Origin of the sequence: Flavobacterium adiutor, from assembly GCF_048282555.1 — a bacterium.
Taxonomy (GTDB): domain Bacteria; phylum Bacteroidota; class Bacteroidia; order Flavobacteriales; family Flavobacteriaceae; genus Flavobacterium.
Map to the genome: position 1 here is coordinate 4,763,237 of NZ_CP182487.1, position 11,930 is coordinate 4,775,166.

At 32.9% G+C, this 11,930-nt stretch carries 12 protein-coding genes, 2 tRNA genes and 1 pseudogene; 8 read left to right on the forward strand and 7 right to left on the reverse strand.

Features of this window, described 5'->3' with window-relative positions; all coding sequences use genetic code 11:
* Positions 1–19: 19 nt before the first annotated feature.
* The 4 genes from ACNC7R_RS20150 to ACNC7R_RS20165 form a co-directional block, all read right to left on the reverse strand.
* Positions 20–781 carry an HAD family hydrolase gene (locus ACNC7R_RS20150; protein WP_417942808.1) on the reverse strand — a complete coding sequence of 254 codons (762 nt, stop codon included), beginning with the start codon at positions 779–781 and terminating at the stop codon, positions 20–22.
* Positions 782–1,179: 398 nt separating this feature from the next.
* Positions 1,180–1,253: transfer RNA gene (locus tag ACNC7R_RS20155), tRNA-Asp, on the reverse strand.
* Between the two features lie 359 nt (positions 1,254–1,612).
* Positions 1,613–1,686: transfer RNA gene (locus ACNC7R_RS20160), tRNA-Asp, on the reverse strand.
* 86 nt (positions 1,687–1,772) lie between these two features.
* The gene (locus ACNC7R_RS20165; RefSeq protein ID WP_417942809.1) at positions 1,773–2,699 is read right to left on the reverse strand and encodes a DUF58 domain-containing protein; all 927 of its coding nucleotides are present in this window, start codon (positions 2,697–2,699) and stop codon (positions 1,773–1,775) included.
* 210 nt (positions 2,700–2,909) lie between these two features.
* Here ACNC7R_RS20165 and ACNC7R_RS20170 point away from each other — a divergent pair, with 210 nt between their 5' ends.
* The 8 genes from ACNC7R_RS20170 to ACNC7R_RS20205 all read left to right on the forward strand — a co-directional run bounded on the left by ACNC7R_RS20170 (position 2,910) and on the right by ACNC7R_RS20205 (position 8,275).
* Positions 2,910–3,461 carry a hypothetical protein gene (locus tag ACNC7R_RS20170; RefSeq protein ID WP_417942810.1) on the forward strand — a complete coding sequence of 184 codons (552 nt, stop codon included), beginning with the start codon at positions 2,910–2,912 and terminating at the stop codon, positions 3,459–3,461.
* Positions 3,443–4,372, forward strand: a complete 930-nt coding sequence (locus ACNC7R_RS20175) for a hypothetical protein (RefSeq protein ID WP_417942811.1) — start codon at positions 3,443–3,445, stop codon at positions 4,370–4,372. The genes ACNC7R_RS20170 and ACNC7R_RS20175 overlap by 19 nt, the downstream gene beginning before the upstream one ends.
* A gap of 6 nt (positions 4,373–4,378) precedes the next feature.
* Complete coding sequence (locus tag ACNC7R_RS20180; protein ID WP_417942812.1) at positions 4,379–5,023, forward strand: hypothetical protein; 645 nt, start codon at positions 4,379–4,381, stop codon at positions 5,021–5,023.
* A 156-nt stretch (positions 5,024–5,179) separates the two neighbouring features.
* Positions 5,180–5,794, forward strand: a complete 615-nt coding sequence (locus tag ACNC7R_RS20185; protein ID WP_417942813.1) for a hypothetical protein — start codon at positions 5,180–5,182, stop codon at positions 5,792–5,794.
* A gap of 108 nt (positions 5,795–5,902) precedes the next feature.
* The gene (locus ACNC7R_RS20190; protein WP_417942814.1) at positions 5,903–6,100 is read left to right on the forward strand and encodes a hypothetical protein; all 198 of its coding nucleotides are present in this window, start codon (positions 5,903–5,905) and stop codon (positions 6,098–6,100) included.
* Between the two features lie 6 nt (positions 6,101–6,106).
* The gene (locus tag ACNC7R_RS20195; protein WP_417942815.1) at positions 6,107–6,706 is read left to right on the forward strand and encodes a hypothetical protein; all 600 of its coding nucleotides are present in this window, start codon (positions 6,107–6,109) and stop codon (positions 6,704–6,706) included.
* A 181-nt stretch (positions 6,707–6,887) separates the two neighbouring features.
* Complete coding sequence (locus ACNC7R_RS20200; protein ID WP_417942816.1) at positions 6,888–7,487, forward strand: hypothetical protein; 600 nt, start codon at positions 6,888–6,890, stop codon at positions 7,485–7,487.
* Between the two features lie 311 nt (positions 7,488–7,798).
* A complete protein-coding gene (locus ACNC7R_RS20205; RefSeq protein WP_417942817.1) occupies positions 7,799–8,275 on the forward strand; it encodes a hypothetical protein in 477 nt (158 codons plus the stop codon).
* A 72-nt stretch (positions 8,276–8,347) separates the two neighbouring features.
* Here the strand turns inward: ACNC7R_RS20205 and ACNC7R_RS20210 are convergent.
* The 3 genes and pseudogenes from ACNC7R_RS20210 to ACNC7R_RS20220 form a co-directional block, all read right to left on the reverse strand.
* A pseudogene (locus tag ACNC7R_RS20210) lies at positions 8,348–8,494 on the reverse strand (DUF58 domain-containing protein); the annotation flags it as partial.
* On the reverse strand, positions 8,491–11,064 hold the full coding sequence (locus ACNC7R_RS20215; RefSeq protein ID WP_417942818.1) for a M1 family aminopeptidase: 2,574 nt from the start codon (positions 11,062–11,064) through the stop codon (positions 8,491–8,493). The gene ACNC7R_RS20215 and the pseudogene ACNC7R_RS20210, both read right to left, overlap by 4 nt.
* Before the next feature lie 169 nt (positions 11,065–11,233).
* Entirely contained in the window at positions 11,234–11,812 is a 579-nt protein-coding gene (locus ACNC7R_RS20220) for a hypothetical protein (protein WP_417942819.1), read from the reverse strand.
* Positions 11,813–11,930 lie beyond the last annotated feature (118 nt).

Genomic DNA, 11,930 nt, shown 5'->3' on the forward strand with positions numbered 1-11,930 from the left:
CCTAAATAGTTTTGGAATTTTAAGAATTGGGATTTAATAACTCTATTATCTTATCTACATTAATTTCACTATAATCATTGATATAAAAATCACATACAGGAAGCTGTTCTTTTGTATGCGTACTCAAAACGCCCACAACTTTCATTCCGGCATTTAACCCTGCTGTAACGCCCGAAAAAGAATCTTCGAAAACCACACAGTCAGACGCAGAAACACCCACACGCTCTGCTGATTTCAGATAGACTTGGGGATTTGGTTTATGAAACACAACGTCTTCGCTTGACATCATCGAATCCATTTTTTTATCAAGTTCCAGAAAATTGGCAATCAAATCTAAATTGGCCCGAGGCGCAGATGTTGCAACAGCTGTTTTAAATCCGCGGGATTTTAGTTCGCTTAAAAATTCTAAATAATGCGGAATCGTTTCTACTTTGTCTTTATAAATCTCACGAAACATCGCTTCTTTTTCATATTCCAGTTTGGCTAATTCTTCTCCCGTAATCGGACGTTTGAAGAAATGTGTCATGATATATCCGTTATGTTTCCCGTACATATGTTCTTCAAATTCTTCATGGGTATACGGAATTTTATATTTATCAAAAAAGGTTTCAAAAGCGACGACATGATGCGGATTGGTGTGACAAATTACCCCATCCATATCAAAAATTACACATTGCTGGCTCATATCTTTATTATGTTTTTTAACGGTTGCAATATAGTGGTTTTTCCACGGAGATTCACGGAGGTTTTTCGCAGAGATTCGCAAGTTTTTTTGAATCATGCTAAGTAACAGAATTACAAAGTTTTTTCACGCAGATTTAAAAAGATTTAGGCAGATCAAAGAGATTACTTATTTCTAATAAAATCTGCAGAATCTGCGTGAAATTTTTTTATCTACTTACAAGAGTTTAGAAAAGGCTTTTTTAAATCTCGCAAAGGCGCTGAGAAACAGAGTTTTTTTCACGCAGATTTAAAAAAGATTTAAGCAGATCAAAGCAGGTTACTTATTTCTAAAATCTTAAAAATGAAATCTGCTAAAATCTATAGAATATGGCTGAAAATGTTTTTAAATTGACTTTTCGAGATTAAATTTTGATCCCCAATTGGGGTTAGTGACATTCCGGAATCAAACTAAAAACAAAAAAGCCTTTCTATTAAGAAAGGCTTCTTCCAATATTGCGGTCTGGACGGGACTCGAACCCGCGACCCCATGCGTGACAGGCATGTATTCTAACCAACTGAACTACCAAACCTACTTGCGTTATTGTGCTGCAAAAATACAATAGAACTTTGATTTCACAAGGTTTTTTGTGTTTTTTAAACAAATAAAAACCGTTAAAGTTTTAAAAGGCTGATTTCTATTGCAGTAGAAAGATGAAAAAGTAAGACCTAATACGAAAAGACAGTACAAATGGAATATGTAAGCCAAAATAATAGAGCCACCAGATTATCTTAAATCAAAAAAGCCATCCACAAAAGTGGAAAGCTTTTCATTGGTCTAACTACTAAACCAGCTACGAGTTACAAAGTCGTAGCAAACAACACAACTAATCTTAGATACCGTATTTGGGCAAAAAAGCCTTTCTGTTAAGAAAGGCTTCTCCCAATATTGCGGTCTGGACGGGACTCGAACCCGCGACCCCATGCGTGACAGGCATGTATTCTAACCAACTGAACTACCAAACCTCTGCGTTATTGCGGTTGCAAAGATAGTACAGAATTTCGTTTCTGCAAGCGTTTTGATAAAAAAATTTGAATATAATTTAAAAATACTAGCCAAAGTTTTGTTTTTCAACCAAATATGTAGTCAGAATTTTTTCGAAATTATCACCTACATTGACCGGAACGTACTTAATCTGGTTCTTGGCACACGTTAAAGCCAGATTCTTAAAGTAGGCTTCTGCTCGTTTTTCATATTCCTGCTTTACATTATCAGCAAAAATCGACACTTCTTCACCTGACTCTAAGTCGATAAATTTTCTTGGTGTATTGTCAAAATCAAATTTTAGCTCGGTTTCATGATCGACTACATGAAATAAAACAACTTTATGCTTGTTGTGTTTTAAATGCTGTAGCGCATTAAAGAGCTTTTCGTCATCCTCAGACTGAAACATATCTGTAAACAGAATAATCATCGAACGGCGGTGCATTTTCTCAGCAATTTGATGGAGATACGTAATCGTATCCGTGCTTTTTTTGACTTTTGGCTGTACCATCAATTGTTCCAGTTTATTCAAAAGCATTCTGTGGTGACGGTCGCTTCCTTTTTCGGGAGCATAATATTCGTAACTGTTTGAAAAAACGCTCAAGCCAACGGCATCGCGCTGTTTCTTTAAAATATTCATCAAAACCGCCGAAGCCAAAACCGCAAAACCAATCTTCTTTTCATAAAAAGGCTGATTCGATTTCAGTTCAGGATAATGCATGGACGACGAATTATCGACAATCAAATGACAGCGCAAATTGGTTTCTTCTTCAAAACGTTTGGTGTACAAACGATCTGTTTTGGCAAACAATTTCCAATCGATGTGTTTGGTGCTTTCGCCTGCATTATACACTTTATGCTCGGCGAATTCAGCAGAAAATCCATGAAACGGACTCTTGTGCATTCCGGATATAAAACCTTCCACAACCTGATTTGCCAGCATTTCAAGGTGCTGAAAACTGGAGACTTTCTCTATTTCCGATTCAATTTTCATTCGGTTTCTTTTTTACTATTTTGTGCTTTATAAAGCAAATCTGTCGCCATTAACAATTTACGTTTCAGAATCGGACTAAAATTAGGGTTTAGTGATGTGCTATCATACAAAATTAACATTTAATTAGTGGACAAATTCTTATATTGCGAATTCAAAACTAATGATATTAACATGAAAAAAAACACATTTAAATTATTAAATTACATATTTATGCTATTTCTTCTTTTTATTTGTTCCTGCAGCACTGAAGAAACTGTATCGAATCAAACTTTAGAGGCTCAAACTTGGTTTAAAAAATACGAAGCTGAAAGCCCAAATTTTTATCTGTTCCAAAATTTAGAATACGATTGGAACTCCGCAAAATTAATATCTTTAGAAGATGGAAATCAGACCATTATTGTACCTGTTATTGGATTAAAAAAGAGCCAGTCAGAAATTTGGGAGCAAAAATTATATATATACAATCAGGGAACAAATAATTACAAAGCTTTAATATTTGAAATATACCCTGATAAGAATACATCTCTTGCACAACAATCAATTGAAGGTAAAGACTTTAGCGGTTTTATAAGTACCTGGGATTTAAAAACGGGCTTATTAAGAGCTGCTGAATTTAAAAACAATCAGGTTGTTCAGAGTGGAGGTATAACAATAAAGTCTAAAACAACAGGTAAAATGCAAAATCTTACCCCTCCTTGTTTTGATTTAGAAGGTAATTGTGGTGGCGGGGAGATAGTGATCCAGTGCCTCTTAGAGAGGTAATTATTACCAACAATAACAGTAATAGTAATGGAAGCGGAAATAGCGGGTATGAGAATTTATCTTTTAGCGGAGGCGGAAGTGCATATAACGGTAATTCTACTAATTCTTTTGTAACCTATGGCGGCGGCGGGGGAAGTAATAACGGAAATAATAGTAGTAATACTGAGAATTGTGGTAAAGGATATATTAAAAAATTAGGGAAATGTGTTTCTGTAGCCAGCCTTATTGAAGACAGGATAAAGGATAGTCTTGACCCTTGTCCAAAGGCTGTCCTTGAAGAATTGAAAAATTGTACCACTAACGATATCTCAGCTATGTTGGAAAAATTAGGAGCTGGGAATACCTACGAATTCAATATTACCTCAGGTTATCCACAAGGAGGCACACCGGCTCAATCGATTCACAATCAAAGCACTCCATTTAAATATACAACAATTATAAGTAAAGATTATACCGATGGCACAAAACTTTTTAAAGCAAGCTTAATTTTACACGAAACTGTTCATGTTTATTTTATGAGTATTATTGATGATTTTAAATCTAAAGGTTACCCTGAAACAGATTACAATATAAATAGTTTTCCCTCTTTATTTCAGGCTTATTGTGATAAAAATTATCCACCTACGAACAACCAATCAGCAAATGCTCATCACAAGGATATGGCTGATAAATATGTTGATGCTATATCCAAATCATTACAAGAATTCCAGACAGGAATAGCTGTGGGAATAAATGAGAAAGCAGATCAAATATATTTAGATTTAGCATGGGGAGGACTTTACAATACTCCAATATTTGACGCAACTTATCCAAGTGGAACAGATAGAGAACGAATATTAAACAGAAAAATTGCTGAGCAAATAGGTGCTAATTATAACGGCCAAAGCGTCATAGGTAATCCGTGTAAATAACTAATTATGAGAAAAATATTAACTACATTAATTTGCATATCTCTTTTTTCATGTTCAACTAAAAAAGCAGAATTATCATCAATGCAAAAATTTACATTAGCTTCTAATATTTCTTCTTTAGAAAAAACAATCCTAAATCAATTCTTAACTAATGAAATAAAAAAAGATAAGTATTCTTTTAGTAATGAAGTTATTGTAATTGAGGAAGCAATACCTACAATAAAAAACATTGAAGCATATCAATCTGCATATATTGGCTATCATCTGCATAATAAGCCGACATTAGAAGATAATAATAGACTTGGATGGGTTATAGATTCCATACAAATTATGAAACGAAAAAATGAAACGAAAAAAGAAAAAAAATATCTCTGGGAAAAATCTAATTTTATAAATGAAAACATTAAAATTATGCAGGTAAAATCGTTTAAAAAGATGCTAAATGAAGGAACATATCTGCAAATGAATGAGAGTTTAATCATATATGTTTCTAGACCGTTAATACTTGATGAAAATAATGCATTAATAAGTTTTTCATGTGGATCTAGTAAATTAGGTTTTACTGAAATAACTCACTTTACAGCACTTTTGAAAAAAATAAAAAATCACTGGCTTAAAACAATTGAATACTCTGACGGAGTAATCAACTAAATTAGTTATTTTTTTGTGTTCTTTTTTATAGTGAATCCCCGTAAGAAGCATAGATTACATTAGAATAAAAAGCAGATATGAAGCCGAAGTTTTTTTTTAATCGAACAATAAATGCACAAACACCAATAGGTAAAAAATGTAATTAATTTTATTTTTATGAAAAATTCAATATTTATGGGAATGCTTTTTGTTTTTATTTGTTGTTTTTCAACAAACACTATAAGACAAAAACAATCAGAACACTTAAGTAAAAAAGAAAAAGAAATAATCAATCATTTTTTAAATTCTGAATTAAATTCTGAAAGATATAAGTCATATAGTAATTTTGGAATTACAATAATTGAAGAGGCGTTAAAAAGCCAAGAATCAATTAATCCTTATGAATATGCACATAATTATCCATATAAAAGTGAAGAAGAAGATTATTGGATATTAAATCGTAATCAAGTCGAAAAAATAAAATCCAAATTCAAAGATGAAAAACAATTTTATTGGAAAAAAGAAAATTTTGATAATAAAAGCATTCATCTTTTAAAATATGATTCATTACGTCAAATAATAAGAACCAACAAATACATAGACTTGCCGAGTCAACTTATAATTTATTTATCAAAACCATTAATTTTAAATAAGAACAACGCTCTTTTAAGTTATGATATTGGCAATGGCAAATTAGGATTTAGTCCTATAATACATATAACTATTCTTATGAAAAAAGAAAAAGGAAAATGGTATAAATCTGCTAATTTTGAAGATGGCACATATAATTAAGGACGGGGGTTATTATTTGCTTTTATATAAAAAACTAAATGCGTCATCAAATAGCTAATAAAATATGTAAAAACAATTGGAGCAGCTTTACAAGAATTTCAAACAGGAGTGTCTGTTCCGGCTAATCAGGAACCACTACAAATATATACTGATTTGGCTTGGGGAGGTTTGCAGGAGGCTCCTGTATTTGCAGAGAAATTCCCTGTAGGGAGTGCAGATTATCTTCGAATAAAAGGAAGATACGATGCAGAAGGGACTAATAGTATAAAAAATGGCCAAACAGTAATCGGAAAACCTTGTAATTAAGATAATATGAAAAAAAATGTTTATATAATTGGTTTATTATTGCTTATTTATAGCTGTTCTTCTACAAATAAACGCATTGCGCCTATAAATACCTACTTAAGAGAAAACATTAAAACCAATGATTCTATAGTAATTATCACAAACAAAATTAATAATAATTACATTTTAGACTTATGGAAAGAGAGAGTTGAGTTTAAAGATGCTAGTATATATATGATGGAAGTAGTTGATGAGAATCCAAGAATTTACGAAGATAAATATTGGAATGAAATAAACGAAAAATACCGCAATAAAGACACCGATTCTTTGTGGTTGAGAAACTCATTATGGAAACAAAAAGAATTTAAAAATTTTAAAGTGAAATGGATGACCGAAAAGGTTTTTCCAAAACCCTACATCTACAGTGAATATATAGATAAAATACCCTCAAGGCCTACTTTTTCATTTTCAGATCCGATGATTTACAAAAAAAAATACGCTGTTTTTGCTGCATCTAAAACCACTACGTCAAGACAATTTATAAACATTATATACATTGTAATTATGAAAAAGGAAAAAGGCAAATGGATATTCATTAAAGAAATAACAGACGGGGCTTATTATTAGGTTTTAACCAGATCGATTTGGCATGGGGAGGTTTGCAGGAGGCAACGGTATTTGCAGAGAAATTCCCTGTAGGGAGTGCAGATTATCTTCGAATAAAAGGAAGGTATGAGGCCGAGAGTAGAGTTAACACTAATGTAAACGGTCAAACAACAATTGGAAAACCTTGTAACTAAGAGATACCATGAAAAAATATATTTATATAGTTAGTTTATTATTTATTATTTATGGCTGCTCTTCTACAAATATGAGCATTGCACCTATAAATGCGTATTTAAAAGAAACCGTTAAAACCAATGATTCTATAGTAATTATCACAAACAAAATTAATAATAATTATACATTGGATTTGTGGAAGGAGAGAGTTAATATCAAAGATGCTAATCCGGATATGAGAGAAAGTATTGATGAAAACCCAAGAATTTATGAAGAGAAATATTGGAATGAAATAAACGAAAAATACCGCAATAAAGACACCGATTCTTTGTGGTTGAGAAACTCATTATGGAAACAAAAAGAATTTAAAAATTTTAAAGTGAAATGGATGACCGAAAAGGTTTTTCCAAAACCCTACATCTACAGTGAATATATAGATAAAATACCCTCAAGGCCTACTTTTTCATTTTCAGATCCGATGATTTACAAAAAAAAATACGCTGTTTTTGCTGCATCTAAAACCACTACATCACGACAATTTATAAACATTATATACATTGTAATTATGAAAAAGGAAAAAGGCAAATGGATATTCGTTAAAGAAATAACAGACGGGGCTTATTATTAGGTTTTAACCAGATCGATTTGGCATGGGGTGGTTTGCAGGAGGCAACGATATTTGCAGAGAAATTCACTGTAGGGAGTGCAGATTATCTTCGAATAAAAGGAAGGTATGAGGCCGAGAGTAGAGTTAACACGACTGTAAACGGTCAAACAACAATTGGAAAACCTTGTAATTAAGATACTATGAATAAATACATTTCTCTATTTATTATCTTGATGATTAGTTTGTTTGTTAGTAATTGCACGACAATTAAAACAACCAATACTCCTATCAACGATTATTTATCTTCGTTAAACTTGAAGAATAAAAAAATAATGATAATTCAAGAAAAAATTAATAACAATATTACAATTGGTGTTTTCAAAGGCGAAACTTTATATTTTGCTAAACCTAATACATTTATAAAAGGAGAAGGTGTAAAAGGACCTATATATAACGAAGTTCTATGGGAGAATATGAAAAAACAATATGAAGATCTTAAACATCCTGATTATTGGATAAAAGGAAAATATTGGACAAAAAATGACTTTAAACATAATGACATCACGTTTATAAAATTAGAAAAATTTCCTAACCCAGGGAAATATGAAAAATTTGATTTTAAAGAAATTTTAGATGTCTTCTCTTTTTCAGAGGTAATCTATTATAATAATAAAAAATATGCTGTTTTTACTTTACAGAAGACCAATACAGACGTTCTTTTTATAGGTAAAGCATCAATACTAATTATGGAGAAAAGAAACCGTAAGTGGAAAATAGTTGAGGAAGTAAGTGACGGAATATATAACTAAAACGATCAGGGGTTATTATAATGATTTTTATAATGGTTCTTCTAATTGTAATTAATTATGAAAAAAATGTTTATACACTTTGTGCTCGGCGAATTCAGCCGAAAATCCATGAAACGGACTCTTGTGCATTCCGGATATAAAACCTTCCACAACCTGATTTGCCAGCATTTCAAGGTGCTGAAAACTGGAGACTTTCTCTATTTCCGATTCAATTTTCATTCGGTTTCTTTTTTACTATTTTGTGCTTTATAAAGCAAATCTGTCGCCATTAACAATTTACGTTTCAGAATCGGACTAAAATTAGGGTTTTCTTTTAAAAAACGCTGTACTTCATCAAAAGCATATTTCGATGAATATCTTCCAACGGTATTGTCCAACCAGTCTTTCGGAAAGAAAATATCTCCCGTGCGCTGGATTTCTTCTGTCAAATCTAATGAAAATCTAATATACTTTTGAGCACTTTCCTGACGAAGTGGATGATTTATGTTTGCCAAACCAACAGAAACCCACGATTCCTTTTCCCTATTGGCATCGTCTTTTAATGATTCTATGAACTTATTTCGAACCGATTCGTTTTTAGACAATGAAGGCAGCAAAAACTCAAATCGTTTCAGTTTGTCCGGATTGGTAATCGCGCTTTGGGCTCTCACAAGAATTTCATCTGCTCTTTTATGTTTAAAAATAGCCAGGTTCATTGCCATATTCGTGTAATCATCTTCGTTTAATTTCAGATTCGGAATCACAGTTTCTTTATTCCAGATCTGATATAATTTGGCTCTCGCCGAATTGGAATGCGCAATTGAACTGAATAGATTAAATAAAGTCTTTTTAATATTTGGAGATAAATTGGCCTGTAAACGGGTAAGCAAGGTATTACTGAGTAATTTCCCCAGTTTATCCTGCTGTTTTTTGGTTAAAAATCGCCAATAAATCGTGTTTAAATTTCCTGATGCAATTCGTAAAACCAATTCATTTTCTTCCGTTTGAATTCCTCTGAAAAAACAATCAAAAGCGTTTTGCGGCGAAACATTGCCAACCAGCATATTTTCGTAAAGATTACTGTAGGAAGAAGCCCTCGCCACCTCATCTTTTAAGCCTGAAATATAATTTAAATGAGTCCCGTCAAGCGGAAAAACACCGTATCCAAAACCATTATAGTTATAAACAATTGCCAAAGGTTTTTCAAGTCCGATGGCTTCTTTAAGAACTAATTTTTTATCTGTAAAATTTGCTGTAACGATTTTTATATCATTCGCATAAACCAGTCCAATCTCAAAAATCTGAGGCCAGATATTCTTTGATTGATCCTCTGCATTTTGCTCAATTTCAAAGGCTGTAATTCGGTTTTGATTATCGTATTCAATTTTATCTGTAAAAATGGCTCTTCCGGATTTGTTGACCCAGACTTCGCTCCATTGCTTCATATCCAGAGGCGTTTCGGCATCCAGGATTGCTATCAGATTATTCCAGTCGGCATTGTCGTTGGCGTATTTCTGAATATATTTTTGGATTCCTTTCTGAAAAGCTTCTTTTCCCATCGAGGCTTCCAGCTGGCGCATCATTATGGGTGCTTTGTTGTAAATAATACTTCCGTAAAGCGAACCAGCGTCTTTTAAATTGGCTAAATACTGTTTTATCGGATGTGTTCCCAATGATCGGTCTTCTGCATAAGCGCTGCCATAATGCGCCGTCAAAAACTGCAGATTATGATTGACTTTCGGGAAAATCGGATTCATGATTTTGTCTGCCATAAAGTTGGCAAAAACCTCTTTCATCCAGACATCGTCAAACCATTTCATCGTTACCAGATCGCCAAACCACATGTGCGAGGTTTCATGCGCAATTAGTTTGGCACGGTTTAACTTTTCGCTATCGGTGGCACTGTTATCCAGAAACAAAGTCGATTCTCTGTATTGAATTGCGCCCACATGCTCCATTCCGCCATACTGAAAACCCGGAATTGATGCAAAATCCAGTTTTTGAAAAGGGAATTTATAGTTTGTATATTTTTCTAAAAAATCCAAAGACTGCTGGTGTAAACTGAAAATTGTATCCCTACTGCTTTCAATTTTGCCTCTGTCATTTTCACGGAATAAAAAAGTCATCTCTAATCCTGGCTTCTGCGTTACACTATTGAATTTTCCCGCTACGAACGAAAATAAATAGGTGCTCATTTTGTCTGATTCCGCAAAAATGTACGAGGTAAAATCGCCTTTTTCAACAGTCTCTTTTACATCGGCTCCAGCCAAAACCATCCAGTCTTTTGGAACTGTCAAACTCAATTGGTAAGTCGCTTTGATGTCCGGCTGATCAAAACACGGAAATAAAGTACTCGCCCGATCCGGAACTAATAAGGTATAAAGAAAATCATCATTTCGGTTTAAAGATAGATTTCCGGCGATGAATGAAATGTTAATGATATTTTTTCCTGAAATCAAATTTTCAGCCGGAATTACAATATGTCCTTTTTCATGAACAATCGCTATATTTTTTCCGTTTGCCGCAACTGATTTTATGTTTTGGGATTTCTCCTTAAAATCCAAATATAAGGGCAGACTTACATCAGACAAATTCAGACTTAACGACAACTCAGAATTGATGTTCTCACCTTTCTGCTTTGGAATTTCAAAAGTCAATCCGTAAGAGACATCTGAAATTTGATGTTTTCGAAAAATAGCCAGCTGCTCAGAAACACCATTTTCTAAAAGAACACTTTCTTTTTGTTTTGATTGGGAAAAACCAGATGTAAGGATTGTAAAAAAACACAAAAAGCAGTAGAAAATTTTCATTTTTGGAGGAATATAAGATTAGTAAAAATAAAAATTCCTCCACAAATTCACGAATTTTTGCTTTGCTATTTTTGCTTATTAAACAATGCATGAATTCGTGACAAAAAAACATAAAAAAGACCCAACTTTCGCCAGGCCTTTTAAACATACTAATTCAAACTATCCAAAATTATTCTGTCTGCTGAAAATCAAAACTTAAATCTCCGGCATTATAATTTGTTACAACACTCGTTGGAAAAGTCTGTGCTGTACCTGAAATCCATCTGTACTCATTAAAAGTAATATTTCCGGCAACAACAGGATATGTAGTAGCAGTGTTATCGGCTTTATTCTTTTTATACCAGTCATTAGAATTCATAGAGATCAGGTATTTTTTGTCTTTCTCCAAAGCGAGCTCACTAATTTCTTTTTTAACTTCAACATCCGCAGTTGCAACATTTAAGGTTTCAGAACGCAATACTGTTTTTGTTGCATAATCCCAAATAGTAACCCGTAAAGAAGGATTTGTAGCCGGAAGTTTTAACGTAATCGCTTTTATTTTTCCTTTAACAGTTGGTGTAAAAACCAATCCAAACTCATAATCCCCCGAATTGATAAAATTGGTTGAAGTTGTAAATCCGGTTTGAGTATAATAAGCCGCTAACGGATTTTCTGTCTTAAATTTTGGTGAATTATCATCATCCTTACTGCAAGAAACAGTAAATACGGCAATTGATAAAATGGCAAAAATAGTTTTAAGCGTTTTCATAATAATTTTAATTTTAAAATGGTTCAAATGGTTCTTTTTTAATTCAATAACATTTATTTTTGTAAAGTTCAAAGCCAGAAAAAATCATTTGTTTTTGCTTTCAACTGAATTACGGGAC

Bases quoted from the DNA above. Each gene is read 5' to 3' on its own strand.
- ACNC7R_RS20150 (WP_417942808.1), bottom strand. From the start codon at position 781: ATGATTCAAAAAAACTTGCGAATCTCTGCGAAAAACCTCCGTGAATCT.
- ACNC7R_RS20165 (WP_417942809.1), bottom strand. From the start codon at position 2,699: ATGAAAATTGAATCGGAAATAGAGAAAGTCTCCAGTTTTCAGCACCTT.
- ACNC7R_RS20170 (WP_417942810.1), top strand. From the start codon at position 2,910: ATGCTATTTCTTCTTTTTATTTGTTCCTGCAGCACTGAAGAAACTGTA.
- ACNC7R_RS20180 (WP_417942812.1), top strand. From the start codon at position 4,379: ATGAGAAAAATATTAACTACATTAATTTGCATATCTCTTTTTTCATGT.
- ACNC7R_RS20185 (WP_417942813.1), top strand. From the start codon at position 5,180: ATGAAAAATTCAATATTTATGGGAATGCTTTTTGTTTTTATTTGTTGT.
- ACNC7R_RS20195 (WP_417942815.1), top strand. From the start codon at position 6,107: ATGAAAAAAAATGTTTATATAATTGGTTTATTATTGCTTATTTATAGC.
- ACNC7R_RS20200 (WP_417942816.1), top strand. From the start codon at position 6,888: ATGAAAAAATATATTTATATAGTTAGTTTATTATTTATTATTTATGGC.
- ACNC7R_RS20205 (WP_417942817.1), top strand. From the start codon at position 7,799: ATGATAATTCAAGAAAAAATTAATAACAATATTACAATTGGTGTTTTC.
- ACNC7R_RS20215 (WP_417942818.1), bottom strand. From the start codon at position 11,064: ATGAAAATTTTCTACTGCTTTTTGTGTTTTTTTACAATCCTTACATCT.
- ACNC7R_RS20220 (WP_417942819.1), bottom strand. From the start codon at position 11,812: ATGAAAACGCTTAAAACTATTTTTGCCATTTTATCAATTGCCGTATTT.